The organism is Amycolatopsis sp. WGS_07 (assembly GCF_045278895.1).
Classification (GTDB): domain Bacteria; phylum Actinomycetota; class Actinomycetes; order Mycobacteriales; family Pseudonocardiaceae; genus Amycolatopsis.
In genome coordinates this window covers 1635462-1657436 of record NZ_CP136053.1, presented here as the reverse complement: position 1 = coordinate 1657436, position 21975 = coordinate 1635462, and the positions used below count along the sequence as shown (strand labels likewise).

The window sequence follows — 21975 nt, the reverse complement described above, 5'->3', positions numbered from 1 at the left end:
TCATCTACGAAACACAGGTTCGACTCAGGAACCTCTCAGGCCCAGCCGCTTAGGTGAGGATATGACCGAGAACGACCCCCACGTGCCCGACTCCGCGGCGGGTCGCCAGGACCCGGGTGCCCAGCCGGGCGCCGAAGGCCAGGCGGCCTGGCAGCAGACCCCGGCTCAACCGGCGCAATCCGCGAGCCAGCCCACGTCAGCCGATTCGGCTGGCGGGGACGCGGGTCAGCCGGCTTCGAACGCGACCGCCGCGTACGGCTCGGCCGCTGAGGGCTCGGCAGGAACGTCCGGCTCCGGTGCGCCGAGCGGCGACGCTTCCGGCGCGTATGGAGCGCCTGCGGGTCAGTACGGTGCCTATGGGGCCGCCCCGTCCAGCGAGACGCCGTACGGTGCCGCTCCGGCCGGTGGCGCGCCGAATCCGTGGTCAGCTCAGGCCGCGGCTGCGTCTCCCCAGAGCGGCCCGATCCCCGGCGCTCAGCAGCCCACCGCGGGCCAGCCGTACGGCAGCCAGTACCCCGGCGGAACGCAGACTCCGCCCGCCGGAGCCCCGGCCAATCCTTACGGCGCACCGGGAACCTCGGTGTACAGCGTGCCCGCGCAGCGCGAGAAGAAGGGCACGGCGGGCAAGCTCCTCGCGAGCGTCGCCGCCATCTCGCTCGTGATCGGCGGCGTGGCGGGCGGGACCGTCGGCTACCTCACCGGCGGGTCCGGTTCGTCGGTGAGCGCGCTCGACGCGCCGAAACCCGCGCAGCAGACCGGCAACGCGCCGGCCGGCTCGGTCGAATCGGTGGCGCAGAAGCTGTCGCCGAGCGTCGTCGAGCTGCAGGTGTCCGGCCGTACCGCGGCGGGCGAGGGCTCCGGTTTCGTGCTCAGCAGCGACGGCTACATCCTCACGAACAACCACGTCGTCCAGGTCGCCGCGAACGGCGGCCAGATCCAGGCCGTGTTCCAGGACGGCAAGAAGGCCGCGGCGAAGGTCGTCGGCCGGGACCCGACCACGGACATCGCCGTGGTCAAGGTGTCCGGCGTCAGCAACCTCACGCCGGTCGAGCTGGGCCGGTCCGACGACCTGCGGGTCGGGCAGCAGGTGGTGGCCATCGGCTCGCCCTACGAGCTGACCGGCACCGTCACCTCGGGCATCGTGAGTTCGCTGCACCGCCCGGTGCAGGCGGGCGGCGACGAGACCGACCAGACCACGGTGATGGACGCGATCCAGACCGACGCGGCGATCAACCCCGGCAACTCGGGCGGTCCGCTGTCGAACATGAGCGGCCAGGTCATCGGCATCAACTCGGCCATCTACAGCCCGAACTCGGGACGCGGCCAGGGCAGCGGATCCGAGGGCGGCAACGTCGGCATCGGCTTCGCCATCCCGATCGACCAGGCGCGCCGTACCGCGCAGGACATCATCAAGACCGGGCACGCGACGCAGACGTTCATCGGCGCGAAGGTCACCGACGCGCCGCAGGGCGGCGCCCAGCTCGGCGACATCACGCCGGGCAGCCCGGCGGAGAAGGCTGGCCTGAAGTCCGGCGACGTGGTCACCAAGATCGACGACCGCGTCATCGACAGCGCCAACACGCTCGTCGCCGCAATCCGCACCCGCGCCCCGAACGACCAGACGACCTTCACCCTCGCCGACGGCCGCACGGTGCAGGTCACCCTTGGCGGGCAGGCAGTGCCTGCCAACTAGATCGCTCGGCCGCCTTGGCGCGGCCGAGACCAGCCACGGCTCGACCCCCTATCCGCGCTGGGGCCGAACCTTTGAAGGCCACGCGCGACCGGAGCAGCAAGGCCGGTCGCGCGTGGCTGCTTTTCTGCCCAGCGCACGAAACCCGGCTCGCGCACGAAAATACGAAGAGGCTCTCCGTGTCGCCTCCGACTCGACACGGAGAGCCTCTCCGCGTGCGGTGAGGTGCCCACGCGCACGCTCTGCCAAACGCCGAATTCGCGGGAAAATTCCGGTACCGGACGAAAACCCAGGTCAGCTACCTGCGCGCGGCCGAATTTTCCGGCTCGCGCGACCCCGGATGCGGACAATCCGGACGATCGCCACCGCTAGTACGACGCTCCACACCACCGCGAGCGTCGCCAGCAGGCCCAGCCACGTGTTGCCGTCGTGCAACCCAGGCTTCGGCTCCACGCCATAGGTACGCCATAGCAGCGGGAACGCCACGAAACCCAGCACCGCGGTCAGCACCGCGCCGACTTGCACCGGTCCCCGCCACGGCTTCGGCAGGACCCGCGCCACCAGCAGGCCGACCACGCCCGCGACCGGGGCGAACACCGCGTCGTTGACGACCGGGCCGCCGCCGATCCACAGCACCGTGGTGAAGCTGTCCGGCCACGCCGACGTCGCGTAGTCGAGGAACAGCACGACCCCGTACGCCAGCGCCGCCAATCCGGGCAGCGCCAGCACAATCCGCGCGATCTTCACTGCACCTCCAGCTTCGCGACCCACTTCGTCTGCAGCACGCCGGGCCGGCTGGGCGCGATGACGCGGCACGGATAGCCGTGGTCGAGGTTCAGCACCTCGCCGTTCAGCTCCAACGCCAGCAACGTGAGCGGGTCCGCCGTGTGCTCGCCAGGCAGCACGCTGACGCCGTACAGACCGGTCTTCTCCAGCGACGACACCCGCACGTCCACGCCGGGTGCGCTGCCCGCCGCGCGCAGCAGATCCGGGAACGAGATGCCGCGCCACGTCGCCATCTGGCTCCATCCCTCGACGCACGCGATCGGCAAGTCCACAGTGGTCTGCGGCAACGCCCGCAGTTCGGCCAGCGTGAACTGCCGCGCCCCCGCCGGGGTCACCATGGACAGCCGCCATCCGGGGTCCCGCGCGGTCCGCGTGACCTGCGCTGCCACGGCCGTGCGGTTGACCGGCAACTTCTGCGTGCCCTTGTCCGAGCGCCACGACAACCCGGAGATGTTCCGCAAGGCGGGAACCGTCGCGCCCGCTGTCGCGAGCACCGCGACTCCGGTCGCGATCCCAGTGGTGGCCAGGAATCCTCGCCTCGACAACCCGGGCCCCGGCTGCTCGGCGGGCGCACGTTCCCGCGTCAGTGCCCGCCGGATCACCGGGAGCTTCACCGCCACGTGCACGAAGATCGACCCGATCGCCACCCACGCCACCGCGTAGTGCACCTGCGGAAAGTAGAAGTTCCACGGGTAGTTCTGCGCAACGTTCAGCAGCCCCGAACTCAGCTCGAAGAACGCCGCCCCGGACAGGACGAGGATCGACAGCCGTTCTACCGCGTGCGGCACCGAGCGCACCAGCGGCCGCTCGAACAGCTTCGGGTAGACGCTCCACAGTTTGGCCAGCAGCAACGGGATCGCCGCGATCCCGGACAGCACGTGCGCGCCCTGCGTGACCCGGTACAGCCAGACCGGCCGGCTGGGCCAGAAGAACCAGTCCGGCGGATGCTGGATCAAGTGGCTCAACAGCCCGGTGACGAAGCAGATCAGGAAGGCAATCCCGAGCAGGCTGCCGACTCTCGCTGTCACGCGTTCGCCGTGCGCGCCGCCTTTGAACTGCTCCGCCTTCGGAATGCGGGCCTGCGCGTCGGTGACCCGGGAGTCGAGCCGACGCCACGCGGCAGCCAGCCGCCCGCGTTTCACGCGCGTTCCAATTTCGCGAACCAGCGGTGCCCTCGGCTGGTCGTCCACGCCACTCGAAACCCAGTCCGCACCGCTATTTCCGCGATGGCGTCGACTCCCACCCACGCCCAGGTGAACCACCGCCCGCCAGCGGGATCCGGCCGCAGGCGGACTTGGTCCCGGCGCACGCCGCGGCCCGGTTCCTCCAGTTCCACGAGCACGTCACCGTCCGAGGTGAGCAGCTCGCGCACTCGCCGCAGCAGCGCATCGGGATCGCCGCCGATCCCGATGTTGCCGTCAGCCAGCAGCACGTGATTCCACCGCCCTTCTCCAGGCAGGCGAGCGAAAACGTTGCGCTGCAACGCACTCGCTCCGCGCCGTCGAGTCAGCCGCACCGCGATCGGTGAACTGTCCACGCCGAGGGTCACCACGCCTCGGCGCGTCAACGCCGCGGTAAGCCGGCCAGGCCCGCAGCCGACATCGAGCGTCGGGCCCTCGCACGCGTCCAGCAGTACGGCGTCGCCCGCGCCGCACCCGTCCGCCCAGCGGCCGACTGGAAGCTCGATCCGATCGCCGTTCGCGAGTTCCAGCCAGCAGTGATAGCCAAGCAGCCCGCGATCGAATTCCCGGCCAGTCGCGAGTTTCACGCCACCACCCCCACCGCGTCGACCGCCGCCGCGAACCTGCCGTCGGGACGGAGCGCGGCCACCCGCAGCGCGTCCTCCATGGTGTCCACATCGGACAACGTCGGCAGTTCGCCAACGCGGAGACCCGCGCCCGCCAACGCCGCCCGAGTACGGAACCCCGTGTCCGGCCGCGACATCGGTACCCCAGCGAGCACTTGCGCCTGCCGCGGATCGGTAAGCCCAAGTCCCCACCAGCCACCGTCTTCGGCACCACCCAACACCGCAGGGCTGGTTCCGGCGACGACCGGCGCGATCGCCGAAGCCAGCAACGCGGGGGAGACCTGCGGCGTGTCCATGCCGATCTGCAGCACGGGCAAACCGGCGTGCACCGCAGCGGTATCAGCGTGTGCATTGGCCAGCCGGGTGCCGAAATCCCAGCCTCGCTGGGCGATCACCGTTGCATTCCGCAGCGCTCGGCCGATCTCGGTGCCCCGCGTTGCCGCGGCGAGGTCGCCCGTCATCGCCACCACGGTGATCGCACCGGCAGTGGCGAACGCCGCGTCCAGCGTGTCCAGCAACGCGCACGCGGCGATTTCGGCCGCCTGTTCGGGGCTCGCCGGCGGGCACAACCGGGTCTTCGCGAACCCCGGCACCGGCGCTTTCGCGACCACAAGCAGGCAGAACGTCATCGGGCCAGCACCCGCCCGAAGTCCCGCACCGCGCGCAACGTGCCGCGCACTGAACCGGACACCTTCGATTTCGTGCCCTTCGCGCGCTCCCGGTAGGCGACGTCGAGTTCCCGGACCACCCAGCCCGCGCGCTGAGCCTTCACCAGCAGTTCAAGCGGGTAGCCGAACGCGCGATCGGCGACGCCAAGAACCAGCAACTCTCGACGACGCACCGCCCGCAACGGCGCGATGTCCCGCACCGGCAACCCACGGGACCGCAACATCAGCGACAGCAGCGCGTTGCCCGCTCTGGCGTGCCACGGCCAAGCCGCCCTCGACACCGGCACCCGCCGTCCGACGGCGAGATCAGCACCGTCCACGACCGCGGCGACGAGACGAGGCAGCTCGGCTAGGTCGAGCGATCCGTCGGCATCTGCGAAGCAGACGATGTCGGCGGTCGCGTTCTCCAACCCGGTGTGGACGGCGGCACCGTAACCGCGCCGCGGCTCGTCGACGACTTTCGCGCCGTGCGCAGCCGCGACGCCGGGAGAACCGTCGTGGGATCCGTTGTCCACGACGATCGCGCGATACCCCGGCGGCAGACCGGCGAGCACATCAGGCAGCGCGGCCGCCTCGTCGAGGCAGGGGAGGACGACGTCCACTCCGAATTCGTTCACGAGGCGTACGGTAAGTCTGGAAAGGACAGTGCAGAACCCTTGCTGTGCTTACCAAATCCTGACGTCGGGCGAGATCTTACCGAGTTCTCACGGATCCGCCGGAACCCCGCCGAACCGCCGTTCGCGGGGTTATCGTGACCGGCGATGAGCGAGTCGACGAAGGCTGCCCGGCTCGCCGAGCCGCCTGCCCCGGTTTCCGCCCGCCGCCGGTTCCGCGGTGACCTCGTGACGGTCGGCGTCACCCTTGTGGTGATCGCCGCCGCGACGGCCGTTGGCGTGTACTACAACCGGCCAGGCTCGGGCGTGGTGATCTACGCGTTCGCGCCGCCGCTGTTCGCGCATTGGCTGCCGCACGTCGGTCCCGGCTCGGTGTTCGCCGTCCTGATTGCCGCTGGCGTCGTCCTCTACGGCCCGGCCCTGGCGACCCGGCTGCGATGGCGGCGCGCCCTGGCCGCGGGCTACCTGGCCTCGCTCGCCTGGATCTTCTCGCTCGCCATGGTGGACGGCTGGACGCGCGGATTCACCGGCCGGCTCACCACTCCGCAGGAGTACCTGCACGAGGTCCCCGGCATCACGGACATCCCGCGATTCCTCCGCGAGTTCTCGTCGCGCATCCTCGATTTCCAGCCGAACTCGTGGACCACCCACGTGTCCGGCCACCCGCCAGGCGCGACGCTCGTCTTCGTCTGGCTCGACCGCCTCGGCCTGCACGGCGGTGCCTGGGCGTCGACCGCCGTGGTGCTGGTGGCGGCGTTGGTCGCGGTCGCGGTGCCAGCGACGATCGCCCTGCTCGGCCGTCCGGACGCAGCCCGCGCGGCGCTGCCGTTTGCCGTGCTCAGCCCAGGCGCGGTGTGGCTGGGCGTGTCCGCGGACGGCCTCTTCGCCGGCGTGACAGCCACCGGCATCGCACTGCTCGCCCTCGCGTCGGCGGGCTTCCGTGAGCGCCGTGGTTACGCCTGGCCCACCGCGTTGGCAGCCGGGATCCTCATCGGATTCGGCATCTTCCTCTCCTACGGCCTCGTCCTGCTCGGCCTGGTCGCGCTGGCTGTCGCCTTGCTCGGCAGGCACTGGCGTGCCGCGATAACCGCTGTCGTCGGCGCGTTGGCGGTGGTCGCCGTGTTCGCGCTCGCCGGTTTCTGGTGGTTCGACGGCTACCACCTCGTGGTCGAGCGCTACTACCAGGGCGTCGCGGTGGTGCGGCCGTATTCCTACTGGGTGTGGGCCGATCTGGCCGCGGTGGCGGTCGCGTGCGGCCCGGCGGTGGTCGCGGCAGCTCGCCGAGGGGTGGCTTCAGCGGTCTTTCTGCCTTCTCGCCGGACCTTGCTGCGCGATCCGGTGCTGCTGATCGTGCTCGCGGCGGTGCTCACAATCGTGTTCGCCGATTCGTCCGGCCTGTCGAAGGCTGAGGTAGAACGGATCTGGCTACCGTTCGGCGCGTGGCTGATCCCGGCCACGGCGCTGCTTCCGGCGGGCCACCGCCGCTGGTGGCTGGCCGGACAGGCGGTGGTCGCGCTCGCGGTCAACCACCTGCTGCTGACGAACTGGTGAGGTGAGGCATGGAGGACCAAGCGGGTCGCGTGCTCGTGGTGGACGACGACGAAACCGTGCGCGACGTCGTCCGCCGTTACCTCGAAACCGCCGGTTTCACGGTCGACCTCGCTGGGGACGGCGCGGCGGCGCTCGCCCGGTTCGCCGACCGCGTGCCGGACCTGGTCGTGCTCGACGTGATGATGCCCGGCCTCAACGGCCTGGAGGTGTGCCGACGGCTGCGGCAGACGAGCCAGGTGCCGATCGTCATGCTCACCGCGCTCGGCGAGGAGGAGAACCGCATCGCCGGGCTGCAGCTGGGCGCCGACGATTACGTCACCAAACCGTTCAGCCCCAAGGAACTCACCTTGCGCGTGGCATCCGTGCTGCGCCGCGCCCGGATGCCTCGCCCCGAGCCGCCCACGGCTGAGCTGGTGGACGGCAACCTCCGGCTCCAGATGACCGCCCGCCAGGCGACGCTCGACGGCGCGGTGCTGCCGCTGACGACTCGCGAGTTCGATCTCCTCGCGTTCTTCCTCTCCCACCCCGGCGTCGCGTTCAGCCGGGCTGACCTGCTGGAGAAGGTGTGGGGCTGGGACTTCGGCGACCAGTCCACGGTGACCGTCCACGTACGGCGGCTGCGCGAGAAAATCGAACGTGACCCCGCCAAGCCGATTCGCGTCGCGACGGTGTGGGGCGTCGGCTACCGCTACGACCGGACACAGCCGTGATCGGCTCGGGTGAGTCGGCGTGGGACATGTTCGTCCACGTCCTGCACATTCTGCCGCTCGCGACGCTGTTCGCGTTGCCGGTGGCGGCGCTGGGCGGGCTCGCGCTTTACCTGCTGCGGCACCGGTCGCTGGCCACCACGATGACCACCCTCGTGCTGACGCCGATCGCCGCGATGCTGGTCGGGATCCTCGGCGTGAGCGGCTTCATGTTCACCGAGGCCCTGACCACCGAACTGCTCGTATGCCTGCTGGTCGCTCTGGTGGCCGTACCCGCGGCGATGGTGCTTGGCCGGGTCATCGCGCGGCGCAGCGTGTGGGAACGCGAGGCCCGGGAACGCGAACGCGCGGCGGAGAAATCGCGGCGCGAACTGGTCGCGTGGATCAGCCACGACCTTCGCAGCCCGCTGGCCGGAATCCAGGCCATGGCGGAGGCGCTGGCCGACGGGGTGGTCTCCGAACGCGCCGAGGTGGCCGACTACGCCCAGCGCATCAGCGGCGAGACCACCCGGCTGTCCGGCATGGTCGGCGACCTGTTCGAGCTGTCCCGGATCACCGCGGGAGCGCTCGAGCTGAGCATGTCGGCGGTGCCCCTGCGCGACGTGGTGAGCGACGCGGTCGCCGCGCAAGCACCGGTGGCCGACCGCAAACACGTGCGCGTGCTGGAAAACGCGTCGGCATGGCCGGTGGTGTCCGGCAGCGATCCGGAGCTGGCGCGGATCGTGCGGAACCTCGTGTCCAACGCCATCCGGCACACTCCGCCGGACGGCACGGTCGCCGTGCAGATCGGCATCGACGGCGACCAGGCGCTGCTGGCCGTGGACGACGGCTGCGGCGGGATCCCGGACGACGAGATCAGCCGGGTCTTCGACGTCGCCTTCCGCGGCACGCAAGCCCGCACCCCTGACCGCAGCGGCACCACCAGCGGCGGCGGGCTGGGCCTGGCGATCGCGAAGGGCTTGGTGGAGGCGCACCGAGGACGGATTGGCGTGCAGAACCACGGCCCAGGTTGCCGCTTCGAGGTGCGGTTGCCGCTGGCGGCGTCCTGAATCGTCTATTGTGGACAGTCAGGAAGCGGTGACCGCTGAGACCGGCTCCACCGTGCGGTCGGCGGCGATCCGGAAGAACGGCTCGTCCGGGAAGTGCGCCGCCGCGACGATCGCGCCGGTTCCGGTCACCTCGCCGAGCCAGCGGCGACGGGTCAGCTCCGCCTGCCGGAGATCGGCGTCGGACGCGGCTCCGATCGCCGGATCCGCCATCTGCTCCGGAATCTGGAAGACGTCACCGATCAGGACCGCGCGCCGGTCCTGATCCGCCACCTCCAGCACGTAATGCCCTGGCGTGTGTCCCGGCGCGTGCCGAACGGTCACGCCGGGCGCGACCAGTTCGCCGTCCTGCAGCGTGCGCAGTTTGCCCTGGACGTGAAGGACTTCCAACGCCACGCGGCCGCGGTCGTGCCGTCCAGCCGGCTTGACGAAGGCGTCCCAGTCGGGCGCGCCGTACCGCACTTCGGCGTTCGGGAAGTACGGTTCGCCGTTCGGCGCGACCCAGCCGATGTGATCAGCGTGCAGATGAGTCAGCACCACGGTGTCGACGTCTTCGCGGGCGACCCCGGCTTCGGCGAGCGCTGCGGGCAAGCCTCCGGTGTCCTCAGCCTCGACGGCGCTGACCACCGGGTGCAACTGCTCTCTGGAGTGCTGCGGCAGATGCGGCTCGCCGGACGGCCGCGGACCGAAACCGGCGTCGACCAGCACAGTGCGGCGGCCCGTCCGGATCAGGAATGCGCCGATGACCACCGGGACCGTGCTCGGCGCCGAGCGTTTGCCCTGTAGTCCCGGGAAGAACGACGACGGCAGCTGCAGCCGCCCGTCGGTCAGTGCGTGGATTTCGATGTCCCCCACCACGATGGAACGCATGCCCAGCATCAAGATCCCGTAGGGCGAATTCATTCCGGAACGTGATCTTCACCTCATCAGGTGACGGGTGCGCGCAGCTCCGCGGTGGCGAACGCGCCGATGCCGTCCTCGAAGGACGTTTCGGCCCGAAACCCGAGCAGCTCCCGTGCCCGGGCCGGGTCGGCGACCACGTGCCGGACATCGGCAGGCCGCGCACCGCCGACGATCCGCGGCTCCGGCCCTCCGCAGGCACGGGCCAGTTCCCGGGCCAGGTCACCGACGCTGTGCGGCTGTCCGGAACAGATGTTCAGCGGCGTGAGATCCGCCTCCGGACCGTCGCTCCGGAGCGCGAGGACGTTCGCTCGGGCCACGTCGTCCACGTGCACGAAATCCCGCTGCTGCCGTCCATCCTCCAGCACGGTCGGCGCTTCGCCGCGCTCCAGCGCCGACCGGAACAGCGACGCCACCCCCGCGTACGGCGTGTTCTGCGGCATCCGGGGGCCATAGACGTTGTGGTACCGCAACGCCCAGACCGTGCCACCAGTCTGCCGCGCCCAGGCACCCGCGAGGTGTTCTTGCGCCAGTTTTGTTGCCGCGTAGGTGCTTCGCGGCAGCAGCGGTGCGTTCTCGGGCACGAGTTGCCAGCCCAACTCCGCGCCGCAATGCGGGCAGGTGGGTTCGAATCGTCCGGCGTCCACATCGGACTGCCGGCGAGGTGACGGCGGAACGACACCGTGCTCCGCGCACGCATAACGGCCCTCGCCGTAGACCACCATTGACGAGGCAAGCACGAGCTTGCGCACCTTCGCCGCGTGCATCGCGGCCAACAGCACGGCGGTGCCGTAGTCGTTGTTCAGCGCGTACGAGGGCGCATCGGAGGGATCCACTCCGTGGCCGACCACCGCGGCCTGGTGGCAGACCGCGTCGACGCCGTCGAGCAGTTCGGCGACGATTTCGGCGTCGGTGACGTCGCCGCGCAGGAAGCGATGCCGCCGCGTGTATTCGGGCGGCGTGGTGGAGCCGTGCGCGGTGGACAGCAGGTTGTCCAGCACCACGACCTCGTCGCCGTCGTCGGCCAGCTGGTCGGCGATCCGGGACCCGATGAACCCGGCGCCGCCGGTGAGGAGCACTCGCACCTGGCCGACGGTAAGCCGCCCGCCCGGTCGTCCGCGCGGCCCGCGCGGACCACGTCACCGAATCGTCAGAAATCACCGGGCCCGTGGCGGCGAAGCGGGCCCGGAACCGGATACGGTGTCGGCATGGAACGGAGCGCACAGCGGCTGGGCCGGGCACTCGTGGTGATTGTGGACGACCGGGTCGCGCACGGGGAGCACGAGGACACCTCCGGGCCGCTCGTCACCGAGCTGCTCGAGGAGGCCGGGTTCATCGTCGACGGCGTCGTGGTCGTCGAGGCCGAGACCGCGGGCATCCGCAACGCGCTCAACACGGCGGTGATCGGCGGGGCGGACCTGGTGATCACGGTCGGCGGCACCGGAGTGTCGCCGCGCGACCGCACGCCGGACGCGACCGCCGGCGTCCTCGACCGCCCGATCCCGGGCATCGGCGAGGCCCTGCGCGCCTCGGGGCTGGCCGCGGGCGCGGTCGACGCCGGGATCTCCCGCGGTCTGGCCGGCGTTTCGGGCAGCACGCTGGTGGTCAACCTCGCCGGCTCGCGCGCGGCTGTGCGCGACGGCATGGCGACCCTCTCGTCGCTGGTCCCGCACGTGATCGACGAGCTTTCCGGCCTCGAAGAGGTCTGAGGCCGGCCGGGTATCTCTCTGCACTTGTCAAACAGCAGGTGGGACGATGGACCCATGCCGCACGAGGAACGACGCCCCCGCGTGACCGAGGCCCAGCGCCGCCGCCGGGTCGACGAGGTCTTCGGCGACGTGCTGCCGGAGACCACGTCGGATGAGCGGGGCCGGGGCCCGGAGACCACTCCGGATTCGTGGTATCTCGAGAACCGGCCCCCGCATCACGATCGGTGACCCCTCAGCCGCGGCTGGAAGGGCCGTTGCCCTGCTGCGCGCGCAGCAGGTCGCGGATTTCGGTGAGCAGCTCGACGTCCGTCGGCTCGGCCGGACCCTTCTCCTCGCCGCGCTTGCGCCGCTCCTGGATGTGCTTCATCGGCAGGACGATCAGGAAGTAGACGATCGCGGCGACGATCACGAAGTTGATCGCCGCGTTGATCACGCCGCCGAAGTCCATGAACGTCGAGTCGTTGCCGTGCAGGACGTTGAAGCCGAGGCCCTTCGCCGCGTCCGAGCCGCCGAGCGCGTTGATCAACGGCTTGATCAGGCCGTTGGTGAACGCCGTGACGATCGCGGTGAACGCGGCGCCGATCACGACGGCGACCGCGAGGTCGACGACGTTGCCGCGCATCAGAAAGTCCTTGAAACCTTTCAGCACTGCTGCTCCCAGGGAAATCAGGACGGGCGTCTGGCCGTCCTCAGACAGCCGTCGCCCGTCGGGACAGGGTCGGGTTAGCGGAGAGTAACCGTTACCGGTCGTTCGAGCGAGGAAGCAGCGACCTGCGTGGCACCCTCCATCGGCAGCGCGAGCAGGACGAGCGGACCCTTCTGCGGCGGGCCCAGCGCGCGGTTCCCGGCGTCGTCGGATCGCCGGACGGTGACCACGGTAGCCCCTCTGGCCAGCACAGACGCGGAATTTGTGGTATCCGCGCCCGCGACGACGTCCACGCGCTGTCCCGGCTGAAGCAGCTCGGCGACCGCTGCGTCCGCCAGCCGGACGGCGACAGTGACCGCACCGGGTTCACCCGTTACGGGGAGGTTGTTGCCAAGGAGCCGGACGTCGGTGATGGGCTCGCCGGCCCGGGCGGCTCCGGACAAAAGCCGGCCCACTGCCGCGTCGGATGCCGACAGCGCGCCGGATGGGCGGAGGTCATCCGGCAGCGCGACGGTCCGTACGTCCGCAGCGCGCAGGACGGAGCCCGCGGGCAGGTCGCGTGCGGAGACCACCGTGGAGGTGGCGGGCGCGCCTCGCGCGGAAGGCGGGAGAAACAGGACGAGCAGGCCGGCCAGCAACAGGGCCGCCGCGAGACACCGGCGGAGCATCCGGGCTCGCCGCCCGCGCGGCAGACGGAGGTCAGGCAGCGCGGGAAGGCGGCTGAGCAAGGTGTTCACGGTTGTCCCCTCGTCGGTTCCGATGCGACGGGATGCCGCACGAATCCGACGTTAAGGACCTCGCGAACCGGCCGGAAGAGCCGATTCGCGAACCTGTGGACAACTGGCCCCTTGTGGATAACTCGGGGGTCAGGAGGGCGTGGAAGCCGTTTTCGTCGTACTCGAGGCGGAAGATGTGGACGAGGACGAAGAAGACGTCGACGACGAGGAAGAGGAGGTGGTCGACGACGAGTCGGACTTGGCGCTCTCGGACTTGGCCGGGGTCGCGGAAGTGCTCGACTTGCTCGAATCACGCGAATCCGTGCGGTAGAACCCGCTGCCCTTGAAGACCACGCCGACTGAGCTGAAGACCTTGCGCAGTGGACCGGAGCACTGCGGGCAGACGGTCAGGCTGGGGTCGGAGAAGGACTGCACCGCCTCGAAGCGGTGGTCACATTCCTTGCAGGCGTACTGGTACGTGGGCACTGAAGCTCCTTCATGCACTGGCACTCGACCTACAAGAGTGCTAACCCAATTGTGCTGGACGACATTCCCCCAGCGCAATTACCCCTTGCTCACAGTGCTGTGGCGGAAGGGGCAGCGGCGGGTTAGCGCTGGTCAGGGTGCCTGTCGAGGGGGTGGCTGTTCGGCTGGACTGCGGCTGGTTCGGTCGGTTGGGCCGTCGCTGGGGTGCTCAGGTGGGGCCAGAACGGTGCTTGTGGGCTGCTGGGCCGCGGCGGGTTCGGCGGCTGCCGGGTGTGGCTGGCGGCGTGGGTTGGGTGCGGATGTGCGGTTTGGGTGGTTCGTGCGGCTGTGGACGCCGGGCGGCGGATGGCTGGCGCCAGGCGGCGGACGGCGGACGGCTGGCTGTGGACGCCAGGCGGTGGACGTCAGGCAGCGGACGCCGGGCGGTGGGCGGCTGGCTGTGGACGCCAGGCGGCGGACGGCTGGCGGCTGGCGGTGGGCGGCTGGCGGAGTCGGGCGTCCGCTGACGCTGGTGGTGGCGTAGTCAGCCGACGGCTTCAAGCCGTGGCCGTCGGGTGTCAGCTGAGGCTGGTGGTGTGGTCGCTGCTGAACGTTCTGTGGCGGGGACGTCCGGCCCGAGCGGTCGTCGCCCCGGCTCAGGCGGCGTCGGAGGACGGGCGCGCCCGGGCGAGTGGTCTTGACCACTGCCTCACGAGGCCGCGGCGGCAGCAGGTAGCTGGATGAGGCCGGAGGGCGTCAGGACGGCGGTCATGGGCACGTCGTGGGGTTCGGCCGGGAGACGGTCCACTAGCTCCTCTGCGCGCACTACAGCCACGCGGGCGGTGCCTGTCGCGTTGGCCAGGGTGCGGTCGTAGTAGCCGGCTCCGCGGCCGAGGCGGGTGCCGTGGCGGTCGACGGCCAGGGCTGGGATCAGCAGCGCCTGTGCCGTCTCCACCGCCGCGACGCCCAGGCGTGGGCCGGACGGTTCCAGGACGCCGCGGAGGCGGCCGGGGGCCAGGGCGTCCGGGCCGGTGTACTCGGCCCAGTCGAGTGGGCCGGGAGTGTCCGGGATGACGGGCAGCAGGACCCTGGCACCTGCCGAGACCAGGGCGTTCACCAGGGAAATTCGACCAGGCTCAGTGCCGAAAGGGAGGTACGCGCAGACCGTTTCCGCGTGGATCGACGATGCCGCGGTCGCCAGGGCGGCTGCCTCGCGAGCGTGGGCTTCGGGGGGCAGTTCGGCGCGGGTGCGAAGGATTCGTGTCCGCCACTCCGCCTTGCTCGGGGTCTCATTGCCCGGCTCGTGCATGAGACCAGGTTAGGCTTTGCGCCCATGACGGGCGCCTCAACCACCCAGACCTTCAGAACCGCCATCGTGCCTGCCGCAGGCCTCGGCACGCGATTCCTGCCGACGACGAAAGCGGTGCCCAAAGAGCTGCTTCCGGTGGTCGACACGCCGGGGATCGAGATCGTCGCCGCGGAGGCGGCGAGTGCGGGTGCGAAGCGGCTGGTGATCGTCACCTCGCCGGGCAAGGAAGCTGTCGTCCGGTACTTCGAGGCGAAGCCGGACCTGGAGAAAACGCTCGAGGACAAGGGCAAGACCGAGCTGCTGGCGAAGGTCCGTCGCGGGCCGGAGCTGCTGGACGTCGAGGTCGCGATCCAGGAGCAGGCGCTCGGGCTCGGGCACGCCGTCGCGCAGGCGGAGCCGAATCTCACCGACGAGGACACCGCGGTCGCCGTGCTGCTGCCCGACGACCTGGTGCTGCCCGCCGGGGTCCTCGACCGGATGTCGGCCGTCCGCGCCCAGTACGGCGGCAGTGTGCTTTGCGCCTTCGACATCCCGAAGGAGCAGATCTCGCCGTACGGCGTCTTCGACGTCACCGACACCGGCGACCCGGACGTCAAGCAGGTCCACGGCATGGTCGAGAAGCCCAAGCCGGAGGACGCGCCGTCGACCTACGCCGCGGCGGGGCGGTACCTGCTCGACCGGGCGATTTTCGACGCGCTGCGCCGGATCGAGCCCGGTGCGGGCGGCGAGCTGCAGCTCACCGACGCCGTCGCGCTGCTGATCCAGGAAGGGCATCCGGTGCACATCGTCGTCCACCGCGGCGGGCGGCACGACCTGGGCAACCCCGGCGGATTCCTGCGCGCCGCCGTCGATTTCGCGCTCGAGGACCCGGATTACGGGCCCTCGCTGCGCACCTGGCTGACCGAACGGATCGGAAACGATCGCCCATGACGGACTCTCTCGACTCCACTCCAGTCACCCCGGCCGAAGACCCCGCGACCGAACCGGCGGTTCAGGCGGTCGCCGCTGCGGAATCGGCGGAAATCGTTGCCCCGGCGGAAGAATCCGTCGAGTCGGGAGATTTCCGCTCGGTCGAGGCGCAGATCGCGCTGACCCTCGACGCCGCGGTGCGCCCGCGGCCGGTTCGCGTCGCGATCTCCGAGGCGCAGGGCCTGCTGTGCGCGGAGGAAGTGGTCGCCGAGCACGCGCTGCCCGGGTTCGACCAGGCCGCGGTGGACGGGTATGCGGTCCGCAGCGTTGACGTGCAAACGGCTGGACAGGAACCGGTCCAGCTGCCGGTCGTCGGCGAGATCCCGGCCGGTTCGCGTCAGCCGCGGCGGCTGCAGCCCGGGCAGGCGGTGCGCGTCGACACCGGCGCGCCGCTGCCCACGCTCGCCGACGCCGTGGTCCCTACCGCTTACACCGACGGCCACCAGGCCAAGGTCACCATCACCCGGTCCGTGCCGTCGGCAGGCTACGTGCGCCGGGCGGGCGAGGACGTGCAGATCGGCGACGTCGCGGTGCGCAAGGGCGACACCATCGGCTCCGCGCAGGTCGGGCTGCTCGCCGCGGTCGGCCGCGCGAAGGTGCTGGTCTACCCGCGGCCGCGGGTGTCGATCGTGTCGGTCGGCGACGAGCTGGTGGACATCGACCGCACGCCGTCGGTCGGCCAGGTCTACGACGTCAACTCGTACGCGCTGGCCGCCGCCGCGCGCGACGCTGGCGCCGAGGTGAGCCGGGTCGGCATCGTGCCGGGCGACCCGAAACGGCTGCGCGAGGTCGTCGAAGGACGGCTGCTGATGTCCGAGATCGTGGTCGTCGCGGGCGGGGCGGGCGGAACTTCCGGCGACGAGGTGCACGCCGCGCTGTCCGATCTCGGGCACATCGACCTGACCAGGGTCGCGATGCATCCCGGCTCGGTGCAGGGCTTCGGCAGGCTCGGCCCGGACTCGGTGCCGACGTTCCTCATCCCCGGCAACCCGATGAGCGCGCTCGTGGTGTTCGAGGTGCTGGTGCGGCCGTTGATCCGCACCGCGCGCGGCACCCGCAACCCGCACCGCCGGGTGGTCGGGGCGCGGCTGCTGTCGTCGATCACCTCGACCAAGGGCCGCCGCGGTTACCTGCGCGGCCAGCTGCTGCGCGACGAAGCGAACGGCGAGTACCTGGTGCAGCCGCTCGGCACGTCGGGCGCGCACCTGCTGGCGTCGCTGGCCGAGGCCAACTGCCTCATCATCGTCGAGGAGGACCTCACCGAGGTGGCCGCGGGCGACCAGGTCAAGGTCACCTTCCTCGCCCAGCGCGCCTGATCCGTGGCCGCACTCGCCGACTCGGTCGAAAACCGGCACCCCGGCTGGCCCGCCACGCTCGGACCCCTGCGGATCCCGGCAGGCGTGGTCGCCGTGCGCCCGGTCCGGCTGCGCGACGCCGGCGAGTGGAGCCGGGTGCGGCTGCGCGATCGCGAGCACCTGGAGGAGTGGGAGCCGACCGGGATCGGGCCGTGGGCCGACCGCAACGCGTTCTGGTCATGGCCGTCGCAGTGGGCGGCGCTGCGCGGGCTGGCGCGACGGGGGCAATGCCTGCCGTTCACGATCACGGTGGACGGAAAGTTCGCCGGCCAGATCACTGTCGGTAACGTGATCCGCGCCGCACTCCGGTCGGCCTGGATCGGGTACTGGGTGTCGGCCGAGATCGTCCGGGGAGGCGTGGCCACCGCGGCCGTCGCGCTCGTGACAGATCACGCTTTCGATGCCGCCGGCCTGCACCGGCTGGAGGCGACCGTGCGTCCGGAGAACAACGCCAGCATCCGCGTGCTCACCAAGGCCGGATATCGGCAGGAAGGGCTCTTCGAGCGCTACCTCGACGTCGCCGGAGCCTGGCGTGACCACCTGTGTTTCGCCGTGACGAAAGAGGAGACCGGCGACGGCCTGGTGTCCCGTCTGGTGGCATCCGGGCGCGCCGACCTGGTCTGATGGTGACTACGCGTCCCAGGTTGATCACGCGTTACCACATCCTGTGAGATTCACCTAATGCGGTGATGCATTTTCGTGATCGAACCCGGCGAGTCTGCGCCTCCTGTGTGACTGTTGTGGCTAGCGTGACTACAGCAGAGGATCGGGGGAGGTGACGGGAGATGCCCAGCTCGGTGATCATCGTCGCGCTCGCCGCGGCATGGCTCGTCGTTCTCGTGCCCATGGTGGCCCGCAAACGCCAGCAAGTCGCGCGGACGCCTACCTCCGCGCTGGCCGCCCGGGTGGTGCGAAGGGGCAGCGCGCGCAACGAGGGACAGGAGGACGACGCCGTGTCCGACAATGCGAAGCCTTCTGGTTGAGGACGATCTCGCCGAACTCGAGGCAGAACTCGACGCTGACCTGGACGAAGAGCCCGAACCCGAGCCTGAGCCGCTCCCGCAGCCCTCGCGCGCGGAACGAGTGGAACGCGCCGAACCGCGCCGCGAACGCCGCAGCTACCGGCCGGGCCGGGGCGGCTTCGACCCGGAAGCGGCGGAGATCGCGGCCAAGGCCAAGTACGCATTCCGCCAGCGGGTGGTCGTGATCCTGCTGATCGCCGCCGTCGTCACGGCCGCGATCGCCGGATTCGCCTTCTCGCTCGCGTGGTGGGTGCACGGCGCGGTCGACCTCGCCCTCGTCGGCTACCTCGTGTACCTCCGCCGCCAGGTCCGCATCGAGAACGAGATCCGGCAGCGGCGGATGGCCCGCTACGCGACGACGTCGACGCGCGAGGCGCCCGCGTCCTACGAGCCGTATGACTCCTTCGAGGAAGAAGAAGAGGACGTCGAGGTCGTCGCCCCTGAGGGACCGCGCGACATCGTGGAGCGCAAGCCGTCGCCGATGTCCCGCATCCGCCGGCAGGCAGTCGTGGTCGACCTGGACGACGAGGACCCCGCCTTCGAGGAACTCGACGAGCCCAGCGCGGGCCCCTACCGCCGGGCGGTCGGAGAGTGACCCCCGCTGTTCGGTGCCTGGAGGGCGCTGCTAAGCTTTCCAAGCACTGAACAACAGGGGCTCACGCTCCTAGGGGCTGTAGCGCAGTTGGTAGCGCGTCTCGTTCGCATCGAGAAGGTCAGGGGTTCGATTCCCCTCAGCTCCACAGTAGAAAATGGCTCCGACCTGCATCAAGAGTCGGAGCCATTTTCGCTTCTTTGTGTCGCCTGCGCCCACCGCGACAAGAATGTGGCAATCGGCGTGCTGTTCACTACGCCCTCGCTGCTCGAAGTCGGTCGCCTCGACGTAGTTCCGGCGACGGTGAACCAGCATTACTGCACGTGCGGTAAACGACACCATCCAGACAAGAGGACCGAGATTGCTGATGGCGGTGCGCTGTGGCGGTTCACCGGGCTACTCGGGGACACCGATCGCGAGCGATGATCACTTCACCCGCTGCTATCAGGCCGGTGACTCTCGCGTTGCCATCCCATGCACGAAAGGGATGCTCTCCAGTCGGATCGTCTGCTGAAGCGGGGTGACGCCTACGGTCGGCATCCCGGTGTTCGCATCGGATCAGCCGTTGCGTTCGCGAGGGCGGACTCGTTGTTTTGAGCGTCGGCTAGCCTGCCGAGTGACTGCGGTGTTGGTCGAGTTCCCAGCGGTTGCTTTGGCATGATCCACAATCGTTCGACCTACGGCTTCGGCGAGCCGGGGTGGTACGGCGTTGCCGATGAGCCGGCCAAGCGGGGCGAACTGGACTGGCCCGTCTGGGGCTACGAACTCGTAATCCGGCGGGAAGCTTTGCAGGTTGGCTGCCTCTCGTAAGGTGAGGGCCCGGTCTTGTTCGGGGTGGCCGAACCGGCCAGTGCCGAAGTTGTATGCCATGGTGGTGATCGTGGGCGAGGGCTCGTCCCAAACCATGCGCGCGTAGACGTTGCGGAAGGTCGATCCGGACGCCTTCCGGTGACATGCGGATCGAAGTTCTTCCGGCCAGTCTTCCCATGTCCCGCCAGGCTTGGACCGCTTGATCCGCTTCAAGTTGGTCGTGCTCAGACTACGGCTCTTGTGGAGGCGATCCAGAGGGTCTGTTTCTCCGTGTGCTATCGGTGAGAGAGCATGGATCGCCTGACGCACGGTGGGGTACTCCTCGGGACCAAGGGTGCCCTTCGGCACGGTGATCTCGCCCAATCGTGAACCAAGGAGGACCATTCGTCTGCGGTGCTGAGGTACGCCGTGTGCTGGGCAGTAGCAGGACTGAGCATCGACGTGATAGCCGAGTTCTTGGAGGCCGGTGACGAAGTTCCTGAAGACCGAAGCACTGCCTATGCGGGTGACGTTTTCCATCGTGACCACCTCTGGCAATGTCCCGGCGATGAGCCGGAACATCTCGTCAACCAGCGGCCAGGCGGGTTCCTTCGACGTGTCGACGCCTCGCCGGTACGAGGAAAACGGCTGGCACGGGGCGCAGCCGGCCAGGACACGGATGCGGGCCTTGGCAGGCCACATTGCTGCGAGATCGGCTGCCTCGACATGGCGGATGTCCTGCTGATGGAACGGTGCCCGAATGTTGGTGCGGAACGGGTATGCGCAGGCTGCGTCGATGTCGATGCCGGCGGCGATGTGAACGCCAGCCTCGCGCAGGCCATACGAGAGGCCGCCCACGCCGCAAAAGAGGTCGACAGCAGAGATCATCAAGGGTCGAGCGGTCACGATGGGACTCTAGTCGATTTAGGGCTGCGGAGGGTGACCGGATGCTCGGTCCGGGGGGCGGCAAATCCGGTGGACGCGAAGAACTTGGCCAGTTGGCTCTCGGACCTGCGACGGAGATGCTGCCGGCGAGACTTGCGCGGAACGTCGGTCTTGATAACGATTGGTAACAACCTCGCCTGCGTGTTTAACGTTGGGGTGTTTCTCCCCGACGTTTCTCTGGAACCGAAGGGAGGTTTGACCATGGCGGCCCTTGCGCGCCCCGCGCCGGATGTCGACAGTCTTGCCGACGAACTGCGTTCGATCTCGACGAATCACGGCGGACGTCTGGGACGGCGGATCATATGCGAGTTCGTCGTACGTCATCGTCTGAGCCACCGCGACGTCGATCGGTTGTTGGGGGCTTTGGAGCAAGACGAGTTGAACTCGACCGGTGAAGGAGTTACCGGCACGTCAGTTGACGAACTGAGTCGGGAGGTTGCCGATTCCGCAGATGAGCCACCTAGCGTTGACCTCGCCTGGATGTTCGGGGACGAGCCAGAACCAACCGTCTTGCGGAGTGCCGATGACGCCGTGGGACAGGCGTTCGACGATTTGCTCGGGGACTGGCTGCGGAAAGGCGAGCGACTCACTCAGGCAGACATCGCACTGCTCGTCAGCAAGCGAGGGTTCAGTACTTTCCAGCATCACGAGCTGTTGGAGCGGCTGGCAGACGCTGGAGTTGAGCCGGACGACTCCGCTTCGCTCCGGCGGCGGAGGGAGGTGAGTCTGGGGCATCATCAGGATGCGGTCGGCCAGTACTTGAAGACGTTGGCTAGTTGCCTCCTGATCGATGGTCCGCGAGAGATCGAATTGTGGTCGTTGATCTCGCAGGGTGTCGCAGCCCGAGGCGAGCTGAACCAGCCCGCGGTCGACGCGTTGGGAGACGCTCTGCGCCGGAGCCTGCAGGCGCGGGTCGAGCGCGGGCGACGTGCTCACAACGAATTGGTGTGCGCCAATCTGAGGCTAGTGGTGTCAATCGCCAAGCTCCGGCATTACGAGTCGTCTGGGGTGGAGTTCCTGGACCGCATCCAGGATGGGAACTGCGGCCTGATCCGGGCAGCGGAGAAGTTCGACGGGTCGAAGGGGTTCAAGTTTTCGACGTACGCCACGTGGTGGATCAGGCAGGCAATCGAGCGCGGCATCGGTGATCGCGGCAGGTTGATCCGCATCCCCGTTCATATGCACGAGAAAGTCCAGAAAGTACGGAAAGCGGTGCGTGATCTTACCGGGCGGCTCGGCAGGGAACCCGCGTTGGCCGAGATCGCTGATGAAACCCAGATGGAACCGGGCCAGATTCAGGCGCTATTAGACCTGGACAAGCCAGTGATCAGCCTCGATGGCTTGTTGGGGGACGACGGTGATCTTCGTTTGTCCGACGTACTCGCCACGGAGGACGACCGCGATGGGCGGACCGATCCGGCGCAGATCGCTGTCCATGCACAGATGAGGGAGGATTTGACCTGCGCGCTTCGCTCTTGTCTCTCGGTGCGAGAGGTCCAGGTGCTGGAACGCAGGTACGGTATCGGTACCGGCGACGATGAGACGCTCGATGCCATAGGCGCGTCGTTGGGTGTGACCCGCGAGCGCATCCGGCAGCTTGAAAAGCGTTCGTTCACCAAGTTGCGCGAGAGCAGATGTACAACCTCTTTGCGGTCGTACATCATGGATGACTCGAAGTTTGGCTGAGCC

22 protein-coding genes, 1 tRNA gene and 1 pseudogene are annotated in these 21975 nt (G+C 69.3%); 12 read left to right on the top strand and 12 right to left on the bottom strand.

Annotated elements, in window-relative coordinates; all coding sequences use genetic code 11:
* Positions 1-61 precede the first annotated feature (61 nt).
* Complete coding sequence (locus RPX00_RS07530) at positions 62-1693, top strand: trypsin-like peptidase domain-containing protein (RefSeq protein ID WP_406638742.1); 1632 nt, start codon at positions 62-64, stop codon at positions 1691-1693.
* A gap of 291 nt (positions 1694-1984) precedes the next feature.
* Here the strand turns inward: RPX00_RS07530 and RPX00_RS07525 are convergent, their stop codons facing one another.
* The 5 genes from RPX00_RS07525 to RPX00_RS07505 all read right to left on the bottom strand — a co-directional run bounded on the left by RPX00_RS07525 (position 1985) and on the right by RPX00_RS07505 (position 5553).
* Positions 1985-2437, bottom strand: a complete 453-nt coding sequence (locus RPX00_RS07525; protein WP_406638741.1) for a hypothetical protein — start codon at positions 2435-2437, stop codon at positions 1985-1987.
* Positions 2434-3549 carry a molybdopterin-dependent oxidoreductase gene (locus tag RPX00_RS07520; RefSeq protein ID WP_406642818.1) on the bottom strand — a complete coding sequence of 372 codons (1116 nt, stop codon included), beginning with the start codon at positions 3547-3549 and terminating at the stop codon, positions 2434-2436. The genes RPX00_RS07525 and RPX00_RS07520 overlap by 4 nt, the downstream gene beginning before the upstream one ends.
* Before the next feature lie 65 nt (positions 3550-3614).
* A complete protein-coding gene (locus RPX00_RS07515; RefSeq protein WP_406638740.1) occupies positions 3615-4244 on the bottom strand; it encodes a methyltransferase domain-containing protein in 630 nt (209 codons plus the stop codon).
* Positions 4241-4912 (bottom strand): DUF2064 domain-containing protein, encoded by a 672-nt coding sequence (locus tag RPX00_RS07510; RefSeq protein WP_406638739.1) that lies wholly within the window; start codon positions 4910-4912, stop codon positions 4241-4243. Before RPX00_RS07510 ends, RPX00_RS07515 begins: the two co-directional genes overlap by 4 nt.
* On the bottom strand, positions 4909-5553 hold the full coding sequence (locus RPX00_RS07505) for a glycosyltransferase family 2 protein (protein WP_406642816.1): 645 nt from the start codon (positions 5551-5553) through the stop codon (positions 4909-4911). Before RPX00_RS07505 ends, RPX00_RS07510 begins: the two co-directional genes overlap by 4 nt.
* Positions 5554-5712: 159 nt before the next feature.
* On the opposite strand from RPX00_RS07505, the gene RPX00_RS07500 reads away from it, so the two are divergent.
* Genes RPX00_RS07500 through RPX00_RS07490 form a run of 3 tightly spaced genes read left to right on the top strand, consistent with a single transcriptional unit; the run spans position 5713 to position 8872 of the window.
* Positions 5713-7116: a hypothetical protein gene (locus tag RPX00_RS07500; RefSeq protein WP_406638738.1), complete on the top strand. Its 1404-nt coding sequence runs from the start codon at positions 5713-5715 to the stop codon at positions 7114-7116.
* An 8-nt stretch (positions 7117-7124) separates the two neighbouring features.
* On the top strand, positions 7125-7826 hold the full coding sequence (locus RPX00_RS07495; RefSeq protein WP_406638737.1) for a response regulator transcription factor: 702 nt from the start codon (positions 7125-7127) through the stop codon (positions 7824-7826).
* A complete protein-coding gene (locus RPX00_RS07490; RefSeq protein WP_406638736.1) occupies positions 7823-8872 on the top strand; it encodes a sensor histidine kinase in 1050 nt (349 codons plus the stop codon). The genes RPX00_RS07495 and RPX00_RS07490 overlap by 4 nt, the downstream gene beginning before the upstream one ends.
* An 18-nt stretch (positions 8873-8890) precedes the next feature.
* On the opposite strand, the gene RPX00_RS07485 is transcribed toward RPX00_RS07490, so the two are convergent.
* Both RPX00_RS07485 and RPX00_RS07480 read right to left on the bottom strand, forming a co-directional pair.
* Positions 8891-9772 carry an MBL fold metallo-hydrolase gene (locus RPX00_RS07485; protein ID WP_406638735.1) on the bottom strand — a complete coding sequence of 294 codons (882 nt, stop codon included), beginning with the start codon at positions 9770-9772 and terminating at the stop codon, positions 8891-8893.
* A 23-nt stretch (positions 9773-9795) separates the two neighbouring features.
* A complete protein-coding gene (locus RPX00_RS07480; RefSeq protein WP_406638734.1) occupies positions 9796-10854 on the bottom strand; it encodes an NAD-dependent epimerase/dehydratase family protein in 1059 nt (352 codons plus the stop codon).
* A 123-nt stretch (positions 10855-10977) separates the two neighbouring features.
* On the opposite strand from RPX00_RS07480, the gene RPX00_RS07475 reads away from it, so the two are divergent.
* Positions 10978-11478, top strand: a complete 501-nt coding sequence (locus RPX00_RS07475) for a molybdenum cofactor biosynthesis protein B (RefSeq protein WP_009083558.1) — start codon at positions 10978-10980, stop codon at positions 11476-11478.
* Between the two features lie 54 nt (positions 11479-11532).
* Positions 11533-11706, top strand: coding sequence for a hypothetical protein (locus RPX00_RS07470; protein WP_406638733.1), 174 nt, complete (start codon positions 11533-11535; stop codon positions 11704-11706).
* 4 nt (positions 11707-11710) lie between these two features.
* On the opposite strand, the gene mscL is transcribed toward RPX00_RS07470, so the two are convergent.
* The 4 genes from mscL to RPX00_RS07450 all read right to left on the bottom strand — a co-directional run bounded on the left by mscL (position 11711) and on the right by RPX00_RS07450 (position 14614).
* Positions 11711-12127, bottom strand: a complete 417-nt coding sequence (mscL, locus tag RPX00_RS07465; protein WP_406638732.1) for a large-conductance mechanosensitive channel protein MscL — start codon at positions 12125-12127, stop codon at positions 11711-11713.
* Positions 12128-12201: 74 nt separating this feature from the next.
* On the bottom strand, positions 12202-12861 hold the full coding sequence (locus RPX00_RS07460) for an SAF domain-containing protein (protein WP_406638731.1): 660 nt from the start codon (positions 12859-12861) through the stop codon (positions 12202-12204).
* A gap of 129 nt (positions 12862-12990) precedes the next feature.
* On the bottom strand, positions 12991-13326 hold the full coding sequence (locus RPX00_RS07455) for an FmdB family zinc ribbon protein (protein ID WP_406638730.1): 336 nt from the start codon (positions 13324-13326) through the stop codon (positions 12991-12993).
* 688 nt (positions 13327-14014) lie between these two features.
* Positions 14015-14614 carry a 5-formyltetrahydrofolate cyclo-ligase gene (locus RPX00_RS07450; RefSeq protein WP_406638729.1) on the bottom strand — a complete coding sequence of 200 codons (600 nt, stop codon included), beginning with the start codon at positions 14612-14614 and terminating at the stop codon, positions 14015-14017.
* A gap of 24 nt (positions 14615-14638) precedes the next feature.
* Between RPX00_RS07450 and RPX00_RS07445 the strand changes: the two genes are divergently transcribed.
* From RPX00_RS07445 to RPX00_RS07425, 5 genes and pseudogenes are all read left to right on the top strand, one after another.
* Positions 14639-15544, top strand: a complete 906-nt coding sequence (locus RPX00_RS07445; RefSeq protein WP_406638728.1) for a UTP--glucose-1-phosphate uridylyltransferase — start codon at positions 14639-14641, stop codon at positions 15542-15544.
* The gene (gene glp / locus RPX00_RS07440) at positions 15541-16899 is read left to right on the top strand and encodes a gephyrin-like molybdotransferase Glp (protein WP_406638727.1); all 1359 of its coding nucleotides are present in this window, start codon (positions 15541-15543) and stop codon (positions 16897-16899) included. Before RPX00_RS07445 ends, glp begins: the two co-directional genes overlap by 4 nt.
* 3 nt (positions 16900-16902) lie before the next feature.
* Positions 16903-17562, top strand: a complete 660-nt coding sequence (locus tag RPX00_RS07435; protein WP_406638726.1) for a GNAT family N-acetyltransferase — start codon at positions 16903-16905, stop codon at positions 17560-17562.
* Between the two features lie 161 nt (positions 17563-17723).
* Positions 17724-18555: pseudogene (gene glpR, locus RPX00_RS07430) on the top strand (gephyrin-like molybdotransferase receptor GlpR).
* 72 nt (positions 18556-18627) lie between these two features.
* Positions 18628-18700: transfer RNA gene (locus tag RPX00_RS07425), tRNA-Ala, on the top strand.
* A 410-nt stretch (positions 18701-19110) separates the two neighbouring features.
* On the opposite strand, the gene RPX00_RS07420 is transcribed toward RPX00_RS07425, so the two are convergent.
* Positions 19111-20247: a DNA cytosine methyltransferase gene (locus RPX00_RS07420; protein WP_406638725.1), complete on the bottom strand. Its 1137-nt coding sequence runs from the start codon at positions 20245-20247 to the stop codon at positions 19111-19113.
* Positions 20248-20487: 240 nt separating this feature from the next.
* On the opposite strand from RPX00_RS07420, the gene RPX00_RS07415 reads away from it, so the two are divergent.
* The gene (locus RPX00_RS07415) at positions 20488-21972 is read left to right on the top strand and encodes an RNA polymerase sigma factor RpoD/SigA (protein ID WP_406638724.1); all 1485 of its coding nucleotides are present in this window, start codon (positions 20488-20490) and stop codon (positions 21970-21972) included.
* Positions 21973-21975: the final 3 nt, after the last annotated feature.